18 protein-coding genes are annotated in these 23995 nt (G+C 74.0%); 11 read left to right on the top strand and 7 right to left on the bottom strand.

Annotation, left to right across the window (positions count from 1 at the left end):
* The first annotated feature begins 904 nt into the window (after positions 1-904).
* The 7 genes from FHX32_RS20490 to FHX32_RS20520 all read left to right on the top strand — a co-directional run bounded on the left by FHX32_RS20490 (position 905) and on the right by FHX32_RS20520 (position 11518).
* The gene (locus tag FHX32_RS20490; protein ID WP_486481251.1) at positions 905-1882 is read left to right on the top strand and encodes a fibronectin type III domain-containing protein; all 978 of its coding nucleotides are present in this window, start codon (positions 905-907) and stop codon (positions 1880-1882) included.
* 151 nt (positions 1883-2033) lie between these two features.
* Positions 2034-4658 (top strand): fibronectin type III domain-containing protein, encoded by a 2625-nt coding sequence (locus FHX32_RS20495; RefSeq protein ID WP_167185400.1) that lies wholly within the window; start codon positions 2034-2036, stop codon positions 4656-4658.
* Between the two features lie 25 nt (positions 4659-4683).
* Positions 4684-5679, top strand: a complete 996-nt coding sequence (locus FHX32_RS20500; RefSeq protein ID WP_167185403.1) for an AAA family ATPase — start codon at positions 4684-4686, stop codon at positions 5677-5679.
* A gap of 13 nt (positions 5680-5692) precedes the next feature.
* Positions 5693-6883: a DUF58 domain-containing protein gene (locus tag FHX32_RS20505; protein WP_167185406.1), complete on the top strand. Its 1191-nt coding sequence runs from the start codon at positions 5693-5695 to the stop codon at positions 6881-6883.
* Complete coding sequence (locus FHX32_RS20510; protein WP_486481208.1) at positions 6859-9339, top strand: transglutaminase TgpA family protein; 2481 nt, start codon at positions 6859-6861, stop codon at positions 9337-9339. Before FHX32_RS20505 ends, FHX32_RS20510 begins: the two co-directional genes overlap by 25 nt.
* Positions 9340-9388: 49 nt before the next feature.
* Positions 9389-10654: an MFS transporter gene (locus FHX32_RS20515; RefSeq protein ID WP_167185409.1), complete on the top strand. Its 1266-nt coding sequence runs from the start codon at positions 9389-9391 to the stop codon at positions 10652-10654.
* An 87-nt stretch (positions 10655-10741) separates the two neighbouring features.
* On the top strand, positions 10742-11518 hold the full coding sequence (locus FHX32_RS20520) for a nucleotidyltransferase domain-containing protein (RefSeq protein ID WP_167185412.1): 777 nt from the start codon (positions 10742-10744) through the stop codon (positions 11516-11518).
* Between the two features lie 158 nt (positions 11519-11676).
* Here the strand turns inward: FHX32_RS20520 and FHX32_RS20525 are convergent, their stop codons facing one another.
* The 5 genes from FHX32_RS20525 to pdxR form a co-directional block, all read right to left on the bottom strand.
* A complete protein-coding gene (locus FHX32_RS20525; protein WP_167185414.1) occupies positions 11677-14073 on the bottom strand; it encodes a DUF4132 domain-containing protein in 2397 nt (798 codons plus the stop codon).
* Positions 14073-14459 carry a hypothetical protein gene (locus FHX32_RS20530; RefSeq protein WP_167186323.1) on the bottom strand — a complete coding sequence of 129 codons (387 nt, stop codon included), beginning with the start codon at positions 14457-14459 and terminating at the stop codon, positions 14073-14075. The genes FHX32_RS20525 and FHX32_RS20530 overlap by 1 nt, the downstream gene beginning before the upstream one ends.
* A 121-nt stretch (positions 14460-14580) precedes the next feature.
* The gene (locus FHX32_RS20535) at positions 14581-15102 is read right to left on the bottom strand and encodes a GNAT family N-acetyltransferase (protein WP_167185418.1); all 522 of its coding nucleotides are present in this window, start codon (positions 15100-15102) and stop codon (positions 14581-14583) included.
* 38 nt (positions 15103-15140) lie between these two features.
* Positions 15141-15602, bottom strand: coding sequence for a VOC family protein (locus FHX32_RS20540; RefSeq protein WP_167185421.1), 462 nt, complete (start codon positions 15600-15602; stop codon positions 15141-15143).
* A 315-nt stretch (positions 15603-15917) separates the two neighbouring features.
* The gene (pdxR, locus tag FHX32_RS20545) at positions 15918-17321 is read right to left on the bottom strand and encodes a MocR-like pyridoxine biosynthesis transcription factor PdxR (protein ID WP_167185423.1); all 1404 of its coding nucleotides are present in this window, start codon (positions 17319-17321) and stop codon (positions 15918-15920) included.
* 47 nt (positions 17322-17368) lie between these two features.
* Between pdxR and FHX32_RS20550 the strand changes: the two genes are divergently transcribed.
* Together FHX32_RS20550 and FHX32_RS20555 are read left to right on the top strand one after the other, a co-directional pair.
* Positions 17369-18634, top strand: coding sequence for an MFS transporter (locus FHX32_RS20550; protein WP_167185426.1), 1266 nt, complete (start codon positions 17369-17371; stop codon positions 18632-18634).
* Between the two features lie 27 nt (positions 18635-18661).
* Entirely contained in the window at positions 18662-19273 is a 612-nt protein-coding gene (locus FHX32_RS20555) for a dihydrofolate reductase family protein (protein WP_167185430.1), read from the top strand.
* Between the two features lie 81 nt (positions 19274-19354).
* Here the strand turns inward: FHX32_RS20555 and FHX32_RS20560 are convergent, their stop codons facing one another.
* Both FHX32_RS20560 and bla read right to left on the bottom strand, forming a co-directional pair.
* Positions 19355-20638: a D-alanyl-D-alanine carboxypeptidase gene (locus tag FHX32_RS20560; RefSeq protein WP_167185433.1), complete on the bottom strand. Its 1284-nt coding sequence runs from the start codon at positions 20636-20638 to the stop codon at positions 19355-19357.
* Between the two features lie 84 nt (positions 20639-20722).
* Positions 20723-21625 (bottom strand): class A beta-lactamase, encoded by a 903-nt coding sequence (gene bla / locus FHX32_RS20565; RefSeq protein WP_486481248.1) that lies wholly within the window; start codon positions 21623-21625, stop codon positions 20723-20725.
* A 265-nt stretch (positions 21626-21890) separates the two neighbouring features.
* Here bla and FHX32_RS20570 point away from each other — a divergent pair, with 265 nt between their 5' ends.
* Positions 21891-23405: a DHA2 family efflux MFS transporter permease subunit gene (locus tag FHX32_RS20570; protein WP_167185441.1), complete on the top strand. Its 1515-nt coding sequence runs from the start codon at positions 21891-21893 to the stop codon at positions 23403-23405.
* A complete protein-coding gene (locus tag FHX32_RS20575) occupies positions 23383-23970 on the top strand; it encodes an acyl-CoA-like ligand-binding transcription factor (RefSeq protein WP_167185444.1) in 588 nt (195 codons plus the stop codon). Before FHX32_RS20570 ends, FHX32_RS20575 begins: the two co-directional genes overlap by 23 nt.
* The last annotated feature ends 25 nt before the right edge of the window (positions 23971-23995 follow it).

Below are 23995 nucleotides of genomic sequence, written 5' to 3' on the forward strand. Positions count from 1 at the left end.
CTCGGCGGCGCCGCATCTCCCGGCGCCTCCGGTTCTGCCCGCACCGCCGCTGCCGCCCCCACCGCAGCTCGACGGGGACAGCACAGTGCCCATGACGGCCCAGGGCGGGGCCGGCGTGGCACAGCAGCTTCCGTCGCCGCCCGGCCCGCCGCCGCAGCACCGCGCCGCTCCGGCCACGCCGGCCCCGCGACAGTCGCCGTGGGCCCCGCCGCAGCCGCCCGCTGATCCCACCCGGCATGCTCCGGCCCAGCCGGCAGGACCGGTGTCGGCACCACCCGCAAGCGCGGCCAGCCCGCCGCGGCGAGTGCCGGCGCCGCCAGCGAGTGCCGCAAGCCCGGCCGGGCCGGTGTCGGCACCGCCGGTGGGCGAAACCGGTTCGGCGCGCCCGGTGTCGGCAGTGCCCGCGAGCCCCGCCGGCTCGGCCCCGGGAGGCCCGGAGGCTGCTACGGTCCGGCCGCCGCGGCAGCGTGCCCCCGAGGAGCCCGACGCGGCTGCCCGGCCGCAGCAACTGCCGGACCCGCCGCCGATCCCGGCTCCCGGGTGGGACAAGCCGACCATCCAGGTCCAGCAGATCGGGCCGCTGCTGGCCGAGGAGGTGGCACGGGTCGCCAGCACGTCGGCCACGCCACCCGCCCAGACCTCGCCGGCCACGCCGCCCTCGCCCGCACAGCCGGTGAGCGCGCCCCCGCCGCCCGCGCCGGTGAGCACGCCGCCCCCGCCGCCGGTGAGCGCATCACCCGCTCGCCCGGTCAGTGCGGTGCCGACCGGTCCAGTCAGCGCGCCGCCGATGAGCGTCCCGTCGGGTCCGCCGATCAGCGCCCCACCGGCTCTGCCGGTGAGTGCGCCGCCCGGGCCGGTCCGGCAGATCCCCCCGCCGCCACCGGTCGTACCGCCGGCGCACCCGGTGAGCGCACCGCCGCACGCCGCGTACCCGGCACCGCAGGTCAGCGCGCCGCCGGCACACCCGCACCCGGTCAGCGGTACGCCCCTGCCGCCACCACCGGTCAGCGCACCGCTGCACCCGGCCTACCCGCCCCGACCGCAGCCGATCAGCGCACCGCCCGGATACCCGCAGCCGGTCAGCGCACCGCCCGGGCACCCGTACCAGGTGAGCGGGCCGCCGGTGGCGCCGCCGCCGGTCAGCGCGCCGCCGGTGCCGCCGTGGGGGATGACCGCCCCGCCGTGGGGCAGTATGGCGCCGCCGCAACCGCTGGCCGCTCCGGTCGACGACTCCGAATCGGACGACGCCAACGACGAGGACACGGACGAGGAGGACGACACACCGGGCTACGTGGACCTCGACCTGGATCAGCCGCGGCTCGAACCCAAACCGAAGCCGACACCCATGCCCGACACGACCGGGGACGCACCGTCGGCGTACCCGCAGCAGCCGGCGTACCCGTCGAGCCTGCCCGCGTACTCCATCGAGGAGCCGGAGTCCGGCGGCCGGAGCCGGACGACGGTGGTCGTCGCGGTCGTCGCCGCGGTGGTGGCGGTGGCGGCGGCGGCCGGGGTGGGCGCGCTGCTGCTCGGCCGGGACGCGGCGCCGCCGGCCAACCCGACGCCGTCGGCCTCGGCCGAGGCGACCGCGGCCGGTCCACCGCCGACCGACCTGAAGCTCCGCGACGACACCGCCACCATCACGCTGACCTGGACCGACCCGGCCGACGGGGCGGTGCCGTTCATGGTGGCCGGCGGGCGGACCGGGCAGGCGCTGGGCGTGATGGCGTCGGTGGACCCGGGGCAGACCACCTACACGGTCAACGGGCTGAACTCCCGGGTGGACTACTGCTTCACCGTGCTGGCGGTCTACTCCACCGACTCGTTCGCCACGTCCGGGCAGGTCTGCACCGACCGGAGGGGTGGCGCCTCGCCGCGCTGACCGTCCACGACGGGCGCACACGCTGGGTGTCCACAGCGAGACGGTGCGGGTTCCCCCGCCCTCGGCCGGGCCATATGATGGCACCCGGCTCAGGGGGAGGGGTCGCCGTCGGGCGCGCCACCTGCCAGGACTACAGGGGAGGCACCGGGCTGTGGCCACCATCGATGACGCCGTGCGCACCGACGCCGTTCGCCCCCGATCGCGGTTCCGGGGCGGCCTGGTCACCATCGCGACGGTGGCCGCGCTGCTGGCCGCCATGGGGCTGACCGTGCTCGGGCTCGGCGCCGCCGACAACGCAGTGGCCAGCTACGACGCGAGTTCCTGGCTGTGGAGCGCCGCGCGCAGCGAGCTGGCCCGGGTCAACGGGGTCACCGCCCGGGTGGACACCCGGGTCGAGGTTCCGGCGGCCCGCCGGCACCCGATGCAGGTCACCCAGACCGACCGGCTGCTGATCCTGCGGGATCTGAACACCGGTCAGGTCAGCTCGCTGGACCTGGCCACCCTGCAGATCATCGCGACCACCCGCACCACCCCCGGCCTGGGTGTGAACGTCGCGTTGCACGAGGACGCGGCGTTCGTCGTGGACGCGGTGCAGGGTGTGGTCCGCCAGCTCGACCCGCGCTCGCTGGCCCCGGTCGGTGAGCCGGTGCGCTACCCGCCGGGCATCACCGGTGGGTCGTTCGACGGTGAGGGTCGGCTGTGGATCGCGGTGCCCAGTGAGGGCACGGTCTCGGCGATCACGGCGGCGACGCTGCCGTCCGCGCCCGCCTCGGCCGCGCCGGCCGGTGCCGGGTTGAGCCCGAAGCAGGTGGAGACGTACGACGTCGCCGACGCCAGCCACGAGCTGGTCGTCTCCACCCTGGACGACGGTGTCGCGGTGCTCGACCGCACGGCCGGCACCCTGGTCCGGGTACAACGCGGCGAGGTCCGCAAGACGCCGCTGCCGATGACCGCTCCCGGCGCGCTGCCCACCCGTACCAGCGGCCCGGTGGTGCCGGTGACGGTGGCCGACGAGCGGAAGGTGCACGTGGTCGGCGCCGGCGGCGAGGTGCGGGCGTTCACCGTGCCGGGCACCGGTGACCTGCTCTCCCCCGCGGTGGCCTGGGCCAACCGGTTCTACTGCGCCGACGAGGCCACCGGCACCGTCTACTCCTTCGACGCCAACGGGCAGCTGGTCGACACTATCCGCGGCAGGGCCACCGGGCCGCTGGAGCTGGAGGTCCGCGAGAACCACCTGTTCATCAACGCGCCCGACACGTCGACGGCGCGGGTGGTCAACGACAAGCACCAGGTGCGCGAGGTCGACAAGTACGCCAACGACGTGCTCGGCGGCGACCCGCCGCCGGCTCCCCCGCCGCCGCCTCCGCCGAAGAAGCCCAAGGTCGGCAAGCCGAGCGCGCCGCGCAGCGTCACCGCCGCCGCCGGCAACGCGCAGGCCCGGGTGAGCTGGCGGCCGGCCGCGGCCAACGGCGCGCAGATCATCCGGTACGTGGTGGAGGGCGCCGGTCAGCGGCATGAGGTGGGCGCCAACCAGCGGGCCGTGGAGATCAAGGGCCTGACCAACGGCGCGACGTACCGGTTCTCGGTGCACGCGGTGAACGCCAAGGGCGCCGGCCCGGCGCGGACCAGCAACCCGGTCACCCCGACCGCGGCAGTGCCCGACCCGCCGGCCAGCGTCACCGCGCAGGAGCGGCCGGACGGCACGGTGCTGGTGCGCTGGCCGGCGGCGAACGGGCAGGGCAACACCATCGCGAAGTACGTGGTGACGGCCACCTCGGCGGGCGCCAACGCCCCGGCCGGTGAGTCCCGCAAGACCGAGCTGGTGGTGCCGGCCGGCGAGCTGGAGTACGGCACCCAGTACGCGTTCACCGTGGTGTCGGTCAACGACAAGGGAGCCGGTTCGGCGGCGTCGCCGGTGAGCAACACGGTGGTGCCGTACGCGGCGCCGGGGCAGCCGGTCGGGCTGCGGGCGAGCACGGTGGCCAACCAGCCGGGCACCGTCGCGGTGCAGTGGTCGCCGGCCGAGGCGAACGGCCGGCCGGTGACGAAGTACCTGGTGGACGTGGGCGGGCGCAGCAGCGAGGTGACCGACACCCGGACGACGGTGAGCGGGCTGGGCAACGGCCAGAACGTCACGGTGAAGGTGAAGGCGGTCAACGAGGCCGGGCCCGGCCCGGAGGCGACCGCGACCGCGCGGACGGTGGCCGAGCCGCGGGTCACGGTGACCGGCTCGTCGGCGACCGCCACCGCGGCGACGGTGACGTTCACCGTGGACGCCGGCGGCGGACAGGCGTCCTGCTCACTGAGCACGACCGGCGAGCCGGCGAGAACCGGCCCCTGCTCCAGCATCACGATGAGCGGGCTGACCCCGGGCACGAAGTACACCTTCACGGTGACCGCGAGCAACGCGGCCGGCAAGGGCACCGCGACCCGCGCGCAAACCACCGACGCCCTCTACGGCATCGCGACCTGCAACAACGGCCCCGACGGCGACCAGCGCACGTACTGCAACAAGGACGTGGACGGCCGCAACGGCAACGAGATCTTCTCGGTCACCCGACAGGACAACGACCGGCAGGTCGGCTGGGCGAAGCCGGGCACCCGGCTGAAGGCGTACTGCAAGAAGTCCGGCGAGCACGTCGACTCGTGGATCTACAACAACCAGAAGGCGAGCACCTGGTGGGTGCAGGTCGAGTACTCCGGCCGCAACTACATCCCCTGGGCCTGGCTCAACCTGGAGGGCGGCGACAACATCAACGTCCTGCCGACCTGCTGACCCACCCAGGCAAGGAGCACCACCCGTGAACACCCACGAGCCGCTCACCCAGCCGGAGGTGCAGGGCTTCGCCGCCCTGGCCGCCCGGCTGGCCGAGAACGTCAACGCGGTCGTGCTGGGCAAGCCGCAGGTGGTCCGGCTGGCGCTGACCGCGCTGTTCGCGCAGGGGCACGTGCTGTTGGAGGACGTGCCCGGGGTCGGCAAGACCACGCTGGCCCGGGCGATCGCCGCGACGGTGAAGGGTCAGTGGCGGCGGATCCAGTTCACCCCGGACCTGCTGCCCTCGGACGTGTCCGGGGTGACCATTTTCAACCAGGCCACCCGGGGCTTCGAGTTCCACCCGGGGCCGGTGTTCGCCAACATCGTCATCGCCGACGAGATCAACCGGGCCTCGCCGAAGACCCAGTCGGCGCTGCTGGAGGTGATGGAGGAGCGCACCGTCACCGTCGACGGCGTCCGGCACCCGGTGCCGCAGCCGTTCCTGGTGGTGGCCACCCAGAACCCGGTGGAGATGGACGGCACCTACCGGCTGCCGGAGGCGCAGCTGGACCGCTTCCTGGTGAAGCTCTCCGTCGGCTACCCCGACGAGGCGGTCGAGGTGGAGGTGCTGCGCGGCGCCACGGTCCGCTCCCCCGAGGCGCTCACCGCGGTCACCGACACCGCCACCGTCGGCGAGATGGTGAAGATGGCCCGCCGGGTGCACATCGCCGAGCCGCTCTACGCGTACGCGGTCCGGCTGGCCGCCGCCACCCGCACCCATCCGCAGGTGCGGGTCGGGGTCAGTCCCCGGGGCGTGATCGCGCTGACCCGGGCGGCCTGCGCGTACGCGCTGATCGACGGGCGCGGCTGGATCATGCCGGAGGACCTGAAGGCGCTGGCCGAGCCGGTCTTCGCGCACCGGCTGCTGCTCACCCCGGACGCCCAGGTGCGCGGGGTGACCGCCGCCGAGGTGCTGCGCCAGGCGGTCGCCTCGGTGCTGGTGCCGCTGCCGTCCGGGCAGCCGGCCCAGGTGCAGGGCTGACCGGCGGGTCGGCGTGGGGATCACCGCCCGCGGGGTCGGGCTGCTCGTCGCCGCCGTGGTGCTGCTCGGGGTGGGGTTCCGCTTCGCGTACCCGGAGTTGACGCTGCTGGGCGCGGCGGCCGGCGGCGCGGTCGGCTACGCCGTGCTGACCGCGGCCTGGCGGCCCCGGCTGGAGGTGGCCCGCAGCGCCGACCCGGACCGGGTGGCCCGGGGCGAGCCGGCGAGCATGACGGTGACCGTGCGCAACACCGGCCGGCTGCGGGCGGCGAGCCTGGTGGCCGAGGACCGGTGCGGGGACCGGGCGGTGCCGGTGCCGGTGCTGCGGCTGCGCCCCGGCCGGGACACCACGGTCCGTTACGACGTGCCGACCCGGCGCAGGGGCGTGGTGCCGGTCGGCCCGCTGCGGGTGACCCGCCGCGATCCGCTCGGGCTGGTGTCGGTGGCCCGCCCCTACGGCGGCACCGTCCCGGTCTGGGTGCACCCGCGCATCCACCCGCTGCGCGCGGTGCCCACCGGAGCCGGACGCAGCCTCGACGGCCGGGTGGACGCGGTGCCGCACGGCTCGATCACCTTCGACTCGCTGCGCGAGTACGTGGTCGGCGACGAGTTGCGCCGGGTGCACTGGCGCACCAGCGCCCGGGTGGGTGAGCTGATGGTGCGGGAGAACGTGGACACCAGCCTGCCCCGGATCGTGGTGCTGCTGGACAACCGGGCCACCGCCCACCCGGACCGGGTGGGCGGGGTGGTCGAGTCGTTCGAGTCGGGCTGCGAGGCTGCGGCCTCGATCGTGACCGCCGCGTTCCGGGAGGACCTGCCGGTGGTGCTGCTCTTCGTCGCCCCCGAACCGGAGACTGCCGGACCGGACGCCGCCGCACCGGGCGCCAGCGGTGGCGGGTTCACCGGCGGAGGGCCGCTGGACCGGCTCGCCGCGGCACAACTCTCCACCGCCGACGACGCGTTGCGCGCCGCCGCGAACCGGCTGCGGCAGGACCGGCTCGGCGACACACTGGTCTTCCTCACCGGTCCCGGCGGCCGGGGCGACCTGGGGCACGTCGGTGCGCTGCGCGGCGTGTACCCCTCGGTCGTGGTCGGGGTGTTCGGCGCGCCGGAGCCGACCCCGGCGGGCGCGGCCGGCATGGTCGTGGTCGACGCGGCCGACGGGGCCGCGTTCGCCGCCGAGTGGGACGGGGTGCGCCGGTGGTGACCGTGACCGGCCCCCCGGCGGCCGACGCTCCCCCGGAGTCCGACGGACCGGACCGGCCGGCCACCGCTCGCCTCGGCCGGGTCCTGCGCGCCGTGCCGGTGCCGCTGGCCCTGGTCACGATGATCGGGCTGGCCGGCGTGGTGCTCGGCCGGGTCTACGCCGGCGGACTGCTGACCGCGCTGGTGCTCGGCGCGGCCGTCGGGTCGGTGCTGGTCAGCGTGGCCGCCCGGCGGCTGCCGTCCTGGCTGGTCGCACCGATCTCCGTGCTGGCCATGGCCGGCTGGACGGCCTGGTCCCTGCGGCTCACCGCGACCCGGGCCGAGCTGCCCGGCGGGTTCGCCGAGGTGGCGGCCGACGCCGCCCGCAACGGCATCCCCCGGCTGCTGACCGCGATGATCCCGGTCGAGCCGACCCCGGACACCGTGCTGGTGCCGCTGGTCGCGGCCTGGCTGGCCGGGCTCGCCGGCGCGGAGGTGGCGCTGCGGGCGGGCCGGGTGCTGCTCGGCTACCTGCCGCCGCTGCTGCTCTACGCGGGCGCGCTCTACGTGGTCGGGCCGAACGCCGATCCGGCGATCCGGCCGACGCTGGTCTTGGTCGCCGCGGCGGTGCTCGGCCTCGCCGTCTCGGCGCGACCGACCACGGCCGGCGAAGACCCGGCGGCCGGGCTCGCACCGGCAGTCCGCACGGCCGTGCGGGTCCGGCTGGCCGCCGCGTCCGCCGCCGGGGTCGCCGCCGTGGTGGCGCTGGCCGCGCTGCTCGGCCCGCTGGTCGCCGCCCGGGTCCAGGACCGGCCGGTGGACCCGCGCCGGTACGTGGAACCGCCGCAGGTGGAGACGCTCGACGAGAACCCGCTGATCCGCATCTCCGGCTGGGCGTTGAACCCGCAGCAGAAGCTGCTCGACGTCCGCACCGAGCGACCGGCCGGCCCGACCGCGGCGCCCCCGCCGACCGGCGATCCCGCCGGGGGCGGGGAGCCGGGCGACGAGAGCCCGCTGCGGATCCGGCTGGCCGTGCTCAGCGACTACGACGGGGTGACCTGGCGGGTCGGCGCGACCTACCGCAACGCCGGCCGGATCCTGCCGGCGGCGGCACCGGCCCCGGACAGCACCGTCGAGACGGTACGGCAGGAGATCACCGTCGCCGACCTGACCGGGCGGCTGCTACCCGCCGTCGCCACCCCCCGCGAGGTCACCGGCGCGCGGGTGGCGTACGACCCGGCGACCGGGACGCTGATCCGGCCGGAAGGGCTCAGCCCGGGGCTGCGCTACACGGTGACCTCGGAGCGGGAACGTCCCGACGTGAACCTGCTGGCCACCGCGAACGTGCCGGCCGGCGACCAGGTGGCCCGGGTGCTGCGGGTCGCCGACGGCGTGCCCGAGCCGCTGCGCCGGCTCGCCAACCAGTTGGCCGAGGAGAACGGCGCGCCGTACGCCCGGGCCCTCGCCGTGGAGCAGTTCCTCGCCGAGCACTACCGGCTGGTGGCCGACGCACCCAGCGGGCACGCGTACCCGAACTTGAGCTTCTTCCTCTTCGGCCCCCGCAACGGCGGCGGGCAGCGCGGCACCTCGGAGCAGTTCGCCGCCGCCTTCGCGGTGCTGGGCCGGCTCACCGGGCTACCCACCCGAGTGGTGGTCGGCTTCGAGTCCACCGGCGACGGACCGGTCCGCGCCGCCGACGCGTACGCCTGGCCGGAGGTGCTCTTCGAGGGCCTCGGCTGGGTGCCGTTCGACCCGCTGCCCCGCCCCGACCAGGAACCCCGACCGGTCGAGGAGGACTTCCGCCCCCAGCCGGAGGACCCACCGCCGTCGGAGGTGCCCGAGCCGACCCTGGAGCCGACCGCCGAACCGGAACCAGCCGCCGCGCCGGCGCCGCCGGTGGACGGCGGCGGCGTACCGACGCCGGTGCTGGTCGGCGGCGGTACCGGCGGTGTGCTGCTGCTGGTCGGGGCGCTGCTGCTCACCCTGCTGTCGATGCGGCGGGCGCTGACCCGGGCCCGACTCGAACGGGGCGACCCCGGCCAGCGCATCGCCGGCGCCTGGCGGGAGGTGACCGACGCGCTGCGCCTGGCCGGGCACCCGGTCGGCGGCGACCTCGCCGCCACCGAGGTCGCCGCCCGCGCCCGCCGCACCCTCGCCGCCGCCCGCCGGGCGGGACTTCCCGGGTCGGGCACGGCGGACCCGGGCGCGGACGGGTCGCGGTCCGGCATGGCGGACCTCGGTGTGGACGGCCCACCGGGTCACGATCTGGCCGGGCCCGGCGCGGAGGTCGACGAACTGGCCGACCTGCTCAACCAGGTCGCCTTCGCGCCCGGCGCCGCCACCGGCGAGCAGGCCGCCCGCGCCGCCGCGGTCGCCACCGCCTACGTGGACGCGTTGCGCGACGCTCGCCCCTGGTGGCGGCGGCTGCTCTGGTCCGTGCACCCCGGTCCCCTCCGCCGCCGGACGCCGGCCCGATGACCGACTCCGGCGACCGCCCCCGCGGCCGGCCCGCACTACCCTCGTCGGCATGAGCGCGGTCCGTTCTCCCCTGTGGCGTGACCGCAACTTCGGCACGTACTGGGTCGCCCAGTCGCTCTCCGCCGCGGGCGACGCGTTCGCCTACCTGGCGGTGCCGCTGCTCGTGCTGCACGCCACCGGATCGGTCGCCCAGATGGGCCTGCTCACCGCGGTCGCCGGCGCCGCCTCCGTCGGCGCGGGCGTCTTCGGCGGCGTGCTGGTCGACCGGTACGACCGGCGCACCCTGATGATCGCCGCCGACCTGGCCCGGTTGGTCCTCTACAGCCTCATCCCGCTGGCCTGGCTCGCCGGCCCGCAGGTCTGGCTGCTCTTCGTCGTCCTGCCGATCTGCGAAGCCGCCGGCATGGTGTTCCAGGTCGCCGCGGTCACCGCGGTCCGCAACCTGGTCGACCGGGACCGGATCACCGAGGCCAACGGCCGCCTGCAGGCGGCGTACGCGCTGGCCGCCGTGGGCGGGCCGCTGCTCGCCGGCGTGGTGTCCGCCCGGTTCGGCCCGACGGCGGCCATCGCCATCAACGCGGCCAGCTTTGCCCTGTCGGCCGCCGGACTCTGGCTGGTCCGGCTCCGCAGGGCCGACGACGGCGAGCCGACCGGCACCACCGGGCGGCTCGCCGAGTTCCTCGCCGGCGCCCGGTTCCTCTGGCGTCAGCCCGTGCTCCGCTCGCTGACCGTGCTGCTGTCGGTCTTCATCTTCCTGACGTACGGCTTCACCGACGTGCTCGTCTACCACGTCAAGCACGACCTCGGCGGCTCCGACCGCACCGTCGGCACCGTGCTCGGCCTGGCGGCGTTGGGCACGATCGCCGGGGCGCTGCTGGTCGCGCCGCTGCGCCGCCGGCGCGGCTTCGGCGTCACCTGGGTCGGCGCCCTCTCGACCTGCGGCCTGGCCATCGGGGGCATCGGGCTGGCCGGGAACGTGCCCGCCGTCACAGTGCTGACCGCGGTGTACCTGTGCGGCGTCAGCGTCGGCGGGATCTGCTCCATGTCGCTGCGCCAGGAGATCACCCCCGACCACCTGCTCGGCCGGGTCACCTCGGCGTTCTGGAGCACGCACTACTCGCTCGGGCCGGCCGGCGCGGCCGTGCTGACCTGGGCCGCCGGCCGGTACGGCGTCACCGCCGTCGCCCTGGTCGCGGGCAGCGGCTGCCTGCTGGTCGCGATCAGCGGGCTGTTCACGCCGATCCGCCGGGCCGGCGCGGAACCGGCCGCTCCCGAGCCAACCCTGGCGCCGGCCGTCTCCGGCGAAGCCGCCTGACCCGGGACGCTCACCCGAGCCCATCGCCCCGCCCCTGACCGGCCGGGTGTACCGCGTCGCCGCCGGGCCGTTGCTACGGTCGGTCGCGTGATCGAGGAGCTGATCCGCCGGTATCTCCACGCGGTCGATCAGGCCCTGCCCGGTTACGTACGGGGCCTCTACCTCGTCGGGTCCGCCGCGCTCGGCGCCTGGCAGGCCCACGCCAGTGACGTCGACACGGTGATCCTCACGTCGCGTCCGGCAACCGGCGACGATCTCGCCCGGCTCGCGAAGATCCATGCCGGGATGCCCCGGTCACCCCACCTCGACGGGGTCTACCTCGACCCCGCGATGGCCCGCGCCTGGGCGACCGACCGGCCGGTCGTGCCGTTCGTGGTCGACGGCACGCTCCGGACCGACCAGCCCTGCGGCGAGCTGACGCCCGTGCTGTGGTTGACCCTGCGGCGGTACGGCATCCACGTCCGCGGCCCGGCCGTCGCGGACCTCGGGATCCGGGTCGATCCGGAGCAGCTGCGCCGGTACAACCTGGACAACCTGCGGGAGTACTGGCAGCAGCGCGCCGCCACCTTCCCGGCCGAAATGGCCGAGGTGGCCCCCGACACGGTCATGGACCCGGGGATCGTGACCTGGTTCGTGCTGGGCCCCCCGCGTTCGCACCACACGCTGGCCCACGGCGACATCATCTCGAAGGCCGCCGCGGGCGAATACCTCGCCCGGCTCCTTCCCGAGTACGCCGACCTCGCGCATCGGGCCGTCCGCTGGCGCGCGGGCGCGGTGGAACAGTTCACCGCCACCGACCTCGTCGCCGCCGGCGACAGCGTCCACGCGGTGGCCGACGACGCCTGGCGCCGCTTCGCCGACTGACCCGCGACCGGCCAGCCGGCCGGCGACCCACCCCCGACACGCGGCGCTGTCAGATCAACTTCCCGCAGCGCCGCGCGGTGCCGGCCCGACCCGCACCGCGCCGGCTCGGCCCGGCAGCCGGCGGACCGAACATGCCACAGCCCCAGTCCGACCTGTGCTCAACGGGCGGCGCGCAGCTGGGCCACGATCGACGGGTCGGTGATCCGGGCGTCCTCGGCGAGCAGAAACGCCTTACTGAGAATCAGCGCCAGCCGGTCGTCCTCGAACGGCAGGAAGACCGACTCCTGCGGTCCGCGCCGGGCCGGCAGGATGCAGAGGTACGTGTTGCCCGGCTCCATCAGGATGTTCCCGCTGCCCAGGTGGATCCGGTAGGTGTTCAGCTGTCCCCGCACCACGAGATGGCGCTCGGTCAGCTCGCACCGGTCGGCGAGATTCGTCCGCGGGATGATCCGCTCCAGCGCGGCCCGCCGGGTCTGCGCCGTCGCCGACAGCTCGGCGTGGCTCGCCTGGCGCCAGTAGTCGGCGTGGAGATCGTCGCCGCGGTCCATCCAGTGCGGATCGGCGGCGATCGAGGTCACCGACACGAACAGGTCCACGTCGCGCATGGCCTCGCTGAGGACGATGGCCGGCACGTCGGCCAACGGTGCGGTGCGCCAGGCGCCCCCGACCCGGCGATCGAACCACACCCGGTCGGTGCTGCCGCACTCCACGCCGTCCGGCTGTTCGTCGCGGTAGTCGTGCCGGAACCCGACCCGCCAGGCACCGCCCGGCAGCACCCGGTACGCGTCGTCGGTGTCCCCGCCGTCCCACGGCCCGAGCCGGGAACACGTCCAACCGCGGCCCCGCATCAGCGCGTACAGCTGCCGGTAGTGGACGATGTGCGCGGCGAACCGGTTGGAGTAGGTCTCCGTCTGCTGCTCGGCCGGCGTCAGCAGGTAGACCTCCCGGAACGCCTGCTTGAACGGCTGCCGCAGCTCGCGATCGGTGAGTTCGTCGCGCCAGCGCTGGATCTCCTCGGCGGAGCTGTGCAGTGGATGCCACAGCCGGATGTCGGTGTCCGGGTCGGGCGCGGGCACGGCCGTGCCGTCCAGCTCCGCGAACCCGTCGCCGGTGGGCAGCACCGACCGCCACCGGCCGGACGCGTCCGGCACCTCCCAGATGAGGCGGCGCACCACGCTCCACCCGAGACCGTTCGCCGCCAACTCGTCACGCCAGCGCCGGTAGGGCAGCGTGGTGCCGGCCGTGAAGCCCAGCTCCAGGGACCGGGCCACCGTCGCGAGCTGCGCCCGGCCCTGCTTCACCAGGTCGCGCAGCTCCTTCACGGTGTCGGGGTGGTCGCGGTGCACCGCTGCCGGGGCGGCCGCCAGCGCCCTGCCGCCCGGCCGCCGCCAGGTCAGGTCGACGTCGTGGGACAGCGTGACGACCGCCTCGTATCCGCCGACGGTCACCGTACGGACGCCGTCGGGCCCGAATCCCAGGTCGGGTAGCCGGAACGCCACGTCGGGCCGGTCCCCCAGCGCCCGTTCGATCCGCCGCAGCTCGCGGTCGAGCTGCCGGTGGACGCCCTTGTGCCGGGCGACGGCGCGGGCGGCCCGCAGCGCGTCCAACGCCTCCGGCGTGGGGAAGTCCGCGACGGCGCGGGCCACCTCGTACAGCAACGCCTGCGACGGCGCCGTCCGGGCGGCGGTCGGCGCCACGGCGACGCCCAGCGCGAGCTGTCGCAACGGCTGCGTCACCCACGGCTCGTCCCGCAGCAGGGCGACCCGCACCGCCCGGCCGAGCGTCGCCACCTCCTCCCGCGCGAACGCCGCATCCGCCTGGTAGGGGACCCTGCCGGCCTGGATGTCGGCGACCCGGCGGTGCGCCGCGTCGAGCGCCCGGTGCGCGAACGACGCGTACTCGGGCAGGTCGGCCAGTCGTTGCCAGATGTCCGGCAGATGCGGCGGCGAGTGGTACGTGCGCTCACCGCTCGCCTCAGCGAGCAGCGCCTGGGCGATGGGGCCGAGCGCGGACATCACCGCCGCCTCGTCGCGGGCGATCCCGGGCAGCGACCGGGCGTGAAGTTTGCTCTCGATCCAGGAGGTCATCCCGCCGCCGAGCCCGGCGAGGGCCATCAGCGCGTACGGGTGGTCAACCCGGTGCCGGTCGCCGAGTGCCCTGACCAGTTTCCTGGCCGACCGCGCCGCCTCCTCCGGCAACGGGCCCTCGCACCGGAGCAGCGCTCTGACGGCCAACACGGGATTGCCGGAGCCCCCCGGCTGCGCCAACTCGTCCACCAGCGCGGACAGCAGGGCGGCACAGGACTCCGGCGTGAACGCCGGCTGCCGGTCACGGCACGCGTCCATGACGCCCAGCTTCACCCAGTGGGCCGGATCCAGCGGCAGCAGGCGATAGGCGGCGGCCAGCAGCACGCCGAGTTCCCGGTCGCTGAGCCGCGACGCGTCCACCAGTCGACCGGCGACCGGCTCGTCCGCCGCCGCTTCGGGAACGGTCAGCAGCCGCAGCAGGCCGGCGGCATACGGCGACAGGGCCGCGTCGGGCAGCACAGCGGTCATCAGCCACCGACCAGGGGAACGAGGCGGAGGAAGGTGATCTCGGTGCCCGCTCGCAGGTCGACCTGCGCGTCGAGGTCATCGACCTGCCGGTCGTCGACGAGCACGACGAAACCGTTGCGACGGAACGCCTCCACCGCGCGCTCGTACTGGCCCTGCGGGTCGACCGGGCGATGCGCGTACCGGTCGGGGCCGTTGAGCGCACGCTCGGTCTCCGACGGCTGCACCAAACCTTGGAACGGGCCCGAGCGCCGGGCGTTGTGCTCGGCAACCTCCTGGAACACCCGGCGACGGATGACCTCGCGCAGCGACAGCCGCTCCTCGAAGATCTCCAGGTGCCACGAATCCTGCTCGCGACCCGAGGTCGTCTCATCGACGACGCCAATCATCACCACGGCGGTCAGCGTGCCAGACCGGACCGACACTTCTTCGCGCCCAGTCCCCGCCCGGCCGCGACGACTCCTCCGTCAACAGTCCACAGTCGAGCATCAAGCGCCCGCTGACCAGCCGTCAGAGGTCGATCCAGTAACGCCGGGCCGGGCCGAACCGGGTTTCGCCGACGCCTTCGAGGACGCCGCCGCACCGCTCGATCGTCCTCGCCGAGGCGGCGTTGTCGACCGTGCAGACCGCAAGCACCCGATCCAGGCCCAACGTCCGCGCCTCCGCCAGCATCCGGCTCAGCGCCCAGGTCGCCAGCCCACGCCGACGCGCGGACGGCCTGATGCCGTACCCGATGTGCCCGGCCCACCGCACGTAGTCGTTGCTGCCGTGCCGCAGCGCGATCCCGCCGAGCACCCGGTCGTGCTCCACGATCCACCGGTAGGTGCAGGGCACTTTGCCGGCGTCCAACGGCTTCGCCGGATCCGAGTGGTTCAGCAGCCGGGCGACCCACGCGGCGAAGCCGGCCGGCGAGGTCACGTCGTCGGACGGGTCCAGCCCGAATCCGTCCTCGTGCTGCCCCGGGCCCCACTCCGCGTGTGCCTCCAACCAGGCGGTGTGCAGGCGGGCGGTGGGCGCGATCAGTTCGGGCACCCGGCAACGGTACCGTCGGGAGGTCCCCGCCGACCTTGTCAGTCCAGGCAGAACTCGTTGCCCTCGGGGTCGGCCATCACGATGTGGCCGGCGCTCAACGGCAATTCGGGCTCGTGGCGACGGAGACGCTTCGCGCCCAGCGCGACGAGCCGCTCGCACTCGCGTTCCAGCGCCGCCATCCGCTCCTCTCCCGCCAGGCCGGGAGCGGCCCGGACGTCGAGGTGGACGCGGTTCTTGGCGACCTTGTCCTCCGGAACCTGCTGGAAGAACAGTCGCGGGCCGTGCCCGTCCGGATCCTCGATCGCCGATCTGGTGTTGCGCTGCTCCTCGGGTACGCCGATCCGCGCGAGAAAGTCGTCCCACGCGGCCAGCGGGTCGGCGCCCTCGGGCAGGTCGACGCCGGGCGGGGCGGGGTGGACGTAGCCGAGCACCTCGCACCAGAAGGAGGACAGCGCCCGCGGATCGTGGGCGTCGAAGGTGACCTGGATGTGGCGGCTCATCGGGTTGCTCCGTCCGTAGCGGGTTCCGGGTGCGGGTGGATGTCGGGTGACGGGCGACCCCCGGACCGATGGTGGATCCGGTGCATACGCGGCACCGGTACCGGGCCCCGGTCGAGGTGGCCGTCCATGTAGTCACCCTGACACGTCCAGCGGACAGGATCGGTCCGCTATCGGCGATCCAGTGGACGGCATGGGCGTTCGGTCGACCGGAGTCACCCGCGACATCACTTCGCCCTCGGGAACGGGCGGCGCGGCAGCTCAACCGCCGGTGGCGAACTGCGCGTTACTTGTCCTGCATCGCCTCGCTCAACGCTGTCAGGTGGCGTGCAGGAGGTCGGCGACGATGCTGATGCCTTCCTGTATGGCGTCTGGGGTGAGGTTGCCGAAGCCCAGCACGAGCTGCGGCGCGCGTGGCGGCGCCGTCATACGGTAGTGGCTCATGGCGTAGAGGCCGACGGATCGGCGGCGGGCGGCCTCGACGATGGCGTGCTCATCGGCACCGGCGGGTAGGTCAGCCACGGCGTGGAAACCGGCGGCCAGGCCGCGAAGCTCGATGTCGGGTGCGTGTTGCCGTAGCGCTTGCACGAGCGCGATGCGGCGGGCGGCGTAGCGGCGGCGCATGTGGCGCAGATGGCGGTCGTACCGGCCGCTGCTCAGTAGTTCGCCGAGGGCAAGCTGGTCGATGATGGGTGAGCCGCGGTCGGCGAGCTGCTTGTGTCGCGCGACGGCCGCCGCCAGGTGGGGCGGGCTGAGGGCCCAGCCAAGTCGCAGCGCCGGTGCCAGTGACTTGCTGACCGAGCCGAGCAGCGCGACCCGGTCGGGGGCGAGGCCCTGCACGGCGCCAACCGGTTCGCGGTCGTACCGGAACTCGGCGTCATAGTCGTCCTCGATGATCGTGGCATCCCGGGCGGTGGCCCAGGCGATGACGGCGTGGCGTCGTTCGGGAGCCAGTACGACCCCGGTGGGCGACTGGTGCGCCGGGGTGAGGATCACGGCGCGCGCATCGGTCGCGGCGAGGGCGTCGACGTCGATGCCGTGGTCATCGACGGGTACGGGGACGACCTTCAGACCCAGCATCGTGGCGATGGCGTGATGGTCTGGATCACCGGGGTCCTCGACGGCGACCGTCCGTACGCCCTTGTCGCCCAGGACGCGCAGGAGCAGTTGCAGGCCTTGCGCGAATCCGGCGCAGACAACGAGGTGATCCGGGTCGGCGGCGGCGCCGCGCACTCGCCGAAGGTGGGCGGCGAGCCCGTCGCGCAGCACCCGGTAGCCGTACGGATCGGGGTAGCCGAGGGCATCGGCGGGCGCATGACGGCAGGCGCGGCGCACGGCGCGGGTCCACTCGTCGCGGGGAAAGCTCGACAGGTCCGGCACGCCGGGCCGGAAGTCGATTCTGGTCGGTGCGCTGCGGGTGACGTGTGTCGATCCGGCCTGCGGTGGATGGGCGGTCGCGGCGACCCGGGTGGCCGAGCCAGGGACGGCGGCGAGGTAGCCCTCGGCGTGCAGTTGGGCGTAGCACTCGGTGACCAGACCGCGCGAGACGGCAAGGTCTCTGGCCAGCATGCGCGACGACGGGAGGCGGTCGCCAGCGCGCAGCCGACCGGCGCGGATAGCCTCCCGCAGGGCACGTTCAAGCTGGTCGCGTAGCGGTTCTGGCCGGGTCCGGTCAACCCGCAGAAGCAGTTCCGGACCCAAACTGGTCCGCTCAGTCGGCATGAAACTGGACCTTACTGCCGGGCCGGTCGCCGCTCTAGCGTTCGATCATGGTTCAGCCCTCGCCAGCCGCAGCGGCGAAAATGGTGGAGAAGAGGTCGGTCCAGCCGATCGTGACCGGCCCCATGGTCCGGTTGTTGGTCGCGTCGCTCGGCGCGCTCGGCAGTTTCTACCTGCTGATGCCGGTTGTCCCGTCCTACGCGGCAGCGGCCGGCGCAGGCGGGGTGGGCGCGGGTCTTTCCACCGGCGTTCTGATGCTCGGCACGGTGTTTGCCGAGCTGGCGTCACCGGCCTGGATCCGCAGGTACGGTTACCGGACTGTCGTCTCGCTGGCCTTGCTGGTCCTTGGGTTACCGGCTGCCGTGCTGCCGATCTCGTCGTGGCCCCCGCTGGTGCTCGGGGTATGCCTGGTGCGCGGCGCGGGCCTGGGGATCGTCTTCGTCGCCGGTGCGGCCCTGGCTGCGGAGCTAACGCCGGCCGGTCGTCGCAGCGAAGGCCTGGGTCTGTATGGCGCGGCCGTCGGTGTCCCGTCCATCGCCTGCCTCCCAGCGGGCGTATGGCTGAGTGGACACCTCGGCTACCGGCCCGTCTTCCTCGCCGGTGCCGTCCTGGCGTTGCTTGCCTTGTTGGCCGTCCCCGGCCTGCCGGGGCGTACCGCGCCGCCCGGGTCCGCGTTGACCGGGTCCGCGTCGAGGGAGTCCGCGCTGACCGAGCCTGCGCGGGCCGGCTCCGCACCGACCGCGACGAAACGTGACACGGCCGACGTAGGTGGTCTTGCCGGACCGGCGGTGGTTTTCGCCGCCGTGGCGCTGGTAGCCGGCGTACTGCTGACGTTCCTACCGCTCAGCCTCTCTGCGGCATCGCATCGACTGGCCGCGCTGGCGCTGCTCGTGCAGTCCTGCACCACTCCGCTGGCCCGCTGGGCGGCCGGCCGCTACGGCGACCGGTACGGCGGCGGCATGCTCCCGCCCGCAGTAGTCGCGGTCGCTATGGGTACCGCCGCGCTCGCGTGGGCACCCAACCGCTTGGCGGTCATCGCCGGCGCCGGGCTGTTCGGCATCGGGTTCGGCGTGGCCCAGCACGTGACGTTGGCCCTGATGTTCGCCCGCGTGCCGATTTCCGGTTTCGCTCGGGTGAGTGCACTGTGGAACATGGCCTACGACGGTGGACTGGGGGTCGGGGCCGTCGGCTTCGGCCTCCTGCTCGGTCCGATCGGGTATTCGGCGGGATTCGTCTGCACCGCCGCCGTGCTGATCACCGTCCTCGTACCCGCATGGCGCCAGCGGCACGCCGGTCTCACCGGCGGCCAAGCATGACCGACCAACGAAGACCGAGGAGAAGCGATGGGACACACCCTGCTGAACATGAGCGTGTCGTTGGACGGCTTCGCCGCCGGACCGGGTATCACCGTCGAACAGCCGATGGGCAGAGGTGGCGAGCGGTTGCACGAATGGCTGTTCCATGATGACGCCGACCGGGCCGTAGCCGCCGACGGCGTCTCCACGGCCGGCGTCGATGCCGAGCAGGCGCGGGAAGTGTTCACCACGACCGGAGCCGTGGTGATCGGCAGACGAACCTTCGACGTCGGGGTCGATCTGTGGCAGGACACCCCGTTCCCGGTGCCGTGCTTCGTGCTCACCCACGAACCACGCGAGGAACTGGTCATGAAGAGCGCCTCGTTCACGTTCATCACCGACGGCATCGACAACACGCTCCGCCTGGCACGACAAGCGGCGGGTGACCGAAACGTCCTGATCATGGGCGGACCCACCACCGCCCGCCAGTTCGTTCGCCACCGGCTCGTGGACGAGATCCGACTCCAACTGGTACCAGTCCTTCTCGGCAACGGAACCCGACTGTTCGACCACCTGGACACCGGCCACATCGAACTCGAAGCGACCGCCGTGATCGAATCACCGCACGTCACCCACCTGCGCTATCGGATCAAGAAATAGATCTCAGCCCGACCATCAGCCAACTCCCTGCTGGGCGAGATCGCGTCGCTGGTGGAGAACCTTTCAGGTCGCGGGTCTGGGTCAGCGGTGGTGTCGGATGCGGTCCCAGGTGCTCGGCGGCTCCAGCCCTTCGCCGGTGCGCAGGGCGGTGGTGACCGGAGCACCGTCGCCAGCGGCCGCGGTGAGCCGGCCGTGCTCGGCGCCGACCGGCAGTCGCGCCGGTACGGCCGGGATGTCCAGGTCAAGCCGGACCGGCATGCCGGGCCAGCCCAGCACGGTCAGGTCCTCGTTGGCGTTGATCGTGGTGCTGGCGCCGAGCGGTCCGCGTACCGTGGCGATCTGGTCGCCGGCCCGCACGACCGGATGCTCCCCGATCGCCTTGGCGGCGGTGCGGACCAGCGGGCGGGTGGCCCGGAACACCCGGTCCAGCTGCACGGGGGTGTTGGCCCCGGGCTGCCCGAGGACGGCGCCGACGATGGTGAGCTTGCGGCCGCCGACGGTGACGACGGCGGCGAAGACCAGGCACCCGCCGGCCTCGTCGGTGGAGCCGGTCTTGATCCCGACGACGCCGTCCTTGCCGACCAGGGAGTTGTAGTTCTTCACCGTGCCGGCGACCGGCAAGGTGGCCGTCCGCTGCGCCACGATCTCCGCGAATGCCGGCAGCTCCATCGCCTTGCGGGCCAGGATCACCTGGTCGACGGCGGTGCTCACGGTGCCCGGGTCGAGCCCGGCCGGGTCGGTGTAGTGGGTGTCGGCCATGCCGAGCGCGGCGGCGGTGTCGTTCATCTTGTCGACGAACGCCTCGACGCTGCCGGCGTCCCAGGCGGCCAGGATCCGCGCCATGTTGTTCGCCGACGGAAGCAGCACCGCCTGGAGCGCCTGACGTTCGGTGAGGACCGCGCCGGCCACCACCGGCACCAGGGACTCCCCACGCGCCAGTTCCCCCGGGTACGCGGCGGCCTGCGCCGCGCTGACCGTGAGCCGCGGTCCGGGCTCGCCCCGGTCGAGCGGGTGCTCGGTGAGGATGACGTACGCGGTCATCACCTTGGCCACGCTCGCGATCGGCACCGGGTCGCGGCCGCCCGACGTGCCGAGCGAGCCCAGCCCGTCCACCGTGAGGGCGGCCTGTCCCCGCTGCGGCCACGGGATCGTCGGGGCGGTGCCGGGGATGACCGTCGACGCGGGCAGCATCCGGGTCACGGTGGGTTCCGGCAGCGGGTGGCGCAGCGGCTCCACCGCTACCAGCGAGGCGCCGGCCAGCAGCACGGTCAGCAGGCCGGTGGTGAGCAGCCAGCGGGCGCGTCGCCGGCCCGGCGGTGGTGCGGCGGCCGGTCCGGTCACGCGGGCCGTGGCGGAGTGGGTCATCTGGCGTTGTCTCCCCGTGTGGCGCGCCCGGCGCGCTGCTGTGCTGTCTCTGGTCTGGTCGGGCGGGGCGTGGGCACCGGCCGCTCAGGTCAGGGTGGCCACCACGTAGGCGGCGGCGTCAGCGATGAGTGCCTGATCGTACGTGGCCTCCCGGGTGGCCTTGCTGGACATGATCGAGATGACCAGGGGCGCCGAGCCCGGTGGCCAGACCAGGGCGATGTCGTTGAGGGTGCCGTAGTCGCCGGTGCCGGTCTTGTCGGCCACGGTCCAGTCCTTCGGTACGCCGGCCCGGACGCGTTTGGCGCCGGCGCCGGTGGCGTTGCGTTCCAGCAGGCCGCGGAGGAAGGCACGCTTGTCGGGCGGCAGGGCGTCACCCAGCACGATCTGCTGGTAGTCGGCGCCGATCGCGCGCGGCGAGGTGGTGTCGCGGGGGTCGCCGGGGATGGCGGTCACGATGTCCGGCTCGAACCGGTCCATCCGGGTGACCGGGTCACCCAGCCCGCGCAGGTAGGCGGTCAGTCGGGCCGGGCCGCCGAGGTCGCGCAGCAGGAGGTTGCCGGCGGTGCCGTCGCTGTAGCGGACCGCGGCGTCACAGAGCTGGCGGATCGTCATCCCGGAGGCGACGTGCCGCCTGGTGATGGCGGAGCTCTTCATCAGGTCGTCCTCGGTGTACCGGACGACCGTGTCCAGGTGGGACAGCGGGTTGCCGTGCAGCACGGCCGCGGCGGCCAGGCCCTTGAAGGTGGAGCAGAAGGCGAATCGTTCGTCGGCCCGGTGGGCGATCGTGGCGCCGGTGCCGGTGGCGAGGGCGTACACGCCGAGGCGCGCGTCGTACCGGCGCTCCAGCTCGGTCAGCCGGTGGTGTGGCTGGTCCGGCGGGGTGGCGGCGGGGCTGGCCGTGGCAGCAGCGGTGGTGGCGGAAGCGGCTTCGGTGGGGCCGGACGCGGGGGTGGTGGCGCAACCGGCCATGGGTAGCGCGGCCGCCATCGCCAGGAAGGCACGGCGTGTGGTGGTCGGTCGTCGTGAGCCGTCGCGGGTTTCCGGTCGGAGCAGCCGTTCGGACGGCTTAGGTGAGGTTTCCATCGTTGGCTACACGCGCGGCCGGCTCAGACCGGTTGCATCCGGTCGCGGCGAGGACTCGGGACCGACGGCCGCGTGTGACCGCCAGCACATCTGTCGCTCAAGCATCGCGATCCGGCAATTTTGAGAGTTACTGTCATAAGACAGTTGCTCTCATATAGGAGGCGGTGTCATGCAGGGGACGCGTCGTTGGTGGGCCGTCGCGGCGATGGTGCTGGCCATGCTGACCGTGGGTTTCGACGTGACGATCCTGAACGTCGCGCTACCCACGCTCGGGGCGGAACTCGGCGCCAGCACCAGCCAACTCCAGTGGATCGTCGACGCCTACGTGGTCGTCTTCGCCGGGCTTCTCCTGCCGGCCGGCGCGCTCGCCGACCGGTACGGGCGCCGACTGTTCATCGTCGTGGGCCTGCTGCTCTTCGGCGCGGCCTCGGCGCTGGCCAGCCTCACCACCGACCCGGCGCAGCTCGTCGCCGCCCGGGCGATCATGGGGGTGGGCGGGGCGATCCTCACGCCGGTGACCCTGGCCACCCTGCCCGTTCTTTTCCCGGAGGCGGCGGCTGACCGGCGCAAGGCCATCGCCTCGCTCACCGCCGCCGCCGGAGCCGGCGTCCCGCTCGGTCCGCTGGTCGGCGGCTACCTGCTGGACAACTACTGGTGGGGGTCGGTGTTCCTGGTCAACGTGCCGGTCGCCGCGCTCGCCCTGGTCGCGGTCGCGGTCCTGATCCCCGAGTCGCGCGACCCCGCCCGCAGCCCCGTCGACGTGCCGGGCGCGATCCTGTCCACGCTCGGCCTGGTGGCCCTGGTGTACGGGATCATCGAGGGTCCGGTCCGCGGCTGGCGCGACCCGGTGGTGCTGGCGGCCCTCGCCGGCGGCGCCGTGCTGCTGGCCACCCTGGTCGGCTGGCAGCTGCGCGCCCGGTACCCGATGGTCGACCTCACGCTGTTCCGCAGCCGGCGGTTCCTGCTCGGCTCGGTGGTCGCGACGCTGGCCGCCTTCGCGCTGTTCGGGCTGCTGTTCGTGCTGCCCCAGTACCTGCAGGTGGTGCGCGGTCACGACGCGTTCGGCACCGGACTGCGGCTGGTGCCGATGATGGCCGGCATGATCGTCGCCGCCAAGGTCGCCGAGTGGCTGGTGGGTGTCCTCGGTAGCAAGATCCCGGTGCTGGCCGGCCTGGTCGTGGCCGCCGGCGGCCTGGGCTGGGGCGCGGCGACCGACATCGGCACCGGGTACGGCGTCGTGGCGGGCTGGCTCGCGGTGATCGGGTTCGGCACCGGGCTCGCGCTCACCGCGGCGGTCGACGCGGTGCTCGGCGCGCTGCCACCGGCCAAGGCGGGCGCCGGTACCGGGCTGTCGCAGGCGCTGCGCCAGGTGGGCGGCGCCGTCGGGGTGGCCGTCCTGGGCAGCGTGCTCGCCGACACGTACGCCGGCGGGCTGCCGACCGGCGCGCCGGAGGCGGCCCGGGACTCGGTGGCCGGCGCAGCGGCCCTCGCCGCGCGCGCGGGTGACCCGGCGCTGCTGGTGGCCGCCCGCGCGGCCTACCTCGACGCGATGTCGGCGGTGCTGCTGGTCTGCGTCGGAGTGGCGCTGGCCGGCGCGGCGCTCGCCGCCGCCTTCCTGCCCAACCATGCGCCGGCCGCGCCGACCGAGGAAGAATCGGCCCATGAGTTCACCCGGGCTGCGTGAGCGCAAGAAGCAGAAGACCCGCTGGTCGATCCAGGAGCACGCGCTGCGGCTGTTCCGGGAGCAGGGGTACGAGGACACCACCGTGGACCAGATCGCGGCGGCGGCGGAGGTCTCGCCGAGCACCTTCTTCCGGTACTTCAAGACCAAGGAGGACGTCGTCCTCCAGGACGAGTGGGACCCGATCTTCGGCCGGCACCTGGCCGAGGCGCCGGCGGAGCTGTCCCTGGTGGCCGCCATGCGGTATGGGCTACGCGAAGCGCTCGCCGACTTCGACGACGCCGAGCGGGAGAAGATGCTCCAGCGGGCGAATCTGATGATGCGGGTGCCGGCGGTGCGGATGCGGCTGCTGGACAACATGGTGACCACGCTCGACCTGATCGCCGAGGCGGCGGCGGCGCGTACCGGCGAGCCGGCGGGCAGCGCGCGGCTGCGGGCGTACGCCGGCGCCTGCTGCGGCGCGCTGCTCGGCGCGATGTCCACCTGGCTGGCCAGCGACCGCAGCGCCGACCCGATCCAGGTCATGGACCAGGCCCTCGCCGAGCTGGAGGCGGGCTTCGGCTCCTGACCAGGCGCCCGGCGCACCCGGCGAC

It is taken from the genome of Micromonospora sp. CNZ280 (assembly GCF_011759515.1).

Excerpts from the sequence above, each read along its gene's own strand:
- FHX32_RS20575 (WP_167185444.1), top strand. The coding sequence starts at position 23,383 with ATGAGTTCACCCGGGCTGCGTGAGCGCAAGAAGCAGAAGACCCGCTGG.
- FHX32_RS20525 (WP_167185414.1), bottom strand. The coding sequence starts at position 14,073 with ATGACCGCTGTGCTGCCCGACGCGGCCCTGTCGCCGTATGCCGCCGGC.
- bla (WP_486481248.1), bottom strand. The coding sequence starts at position 21,625 with ATGGCGGCCGCGCTACCCATGGCCGGTTGCGCCACCACCCCCGCGTCC.
- FHX32_RS20530 (WP_167186323.1), bottom strand. The coding sequence starts at position 14,459 with ATGATTGGCGTCGTCGATGAGACGACCTCGGGTCGCGAGCAGGATTCG.
- FHX32_RS20560 (WP_167185433.1), bottom strand. The coding sequence starts at position 20,638 with ATGACCCACTCCGCCACGGCCCGCGTGACCGGACCGGCCGCCGCACCA.
- pdxR (WP_167185423.1), bottom strand. The coding sequence starts at position 17,321 with ATGCCGACTGAGCGGACCAGTTTGGGTCCGGAACTGCTTCTGCGGGTT.
- FHX32_RS20515 (WP_167185409.1), top strand. The coding sequence starts at position 9,389 with ATGAGCGCGGTCCGTTCTCCCCTGTGGCGTGACCGCAACTTCGGCACG.
- FHX32_RS20550 (WP_167185426.1), top strand. The coding sequence starts at position 17,369 with ATGGTTCAGCCCTCGCCAGCCGCAGCGGCGAAAATGGTGGAGAAGAGG.
- FHX32_RS20555 (WP_167185430.1), top strand. The coding sequence starts at position 18,662 with ATGGGACACACCCTGCTGAACATGAGCGTGTCGTTGGACGGCTTCGCC.
- FHX32_RS20540 (WP_167185421.1), bottom strand. The coding sequence starts at position 15,602 with ATGAGCCGCCACATCCAGGTCACCTTCGACGCCCACGATCCGCGGGCG.
- FHX32_RS20570 (WP_167185441.1), top strand. The coding sequence starts at position 21,891 with ATGCAGGGGACGCGTCGTTGGTGGGCCGTCGCGGCGATGGTGCTGGCC.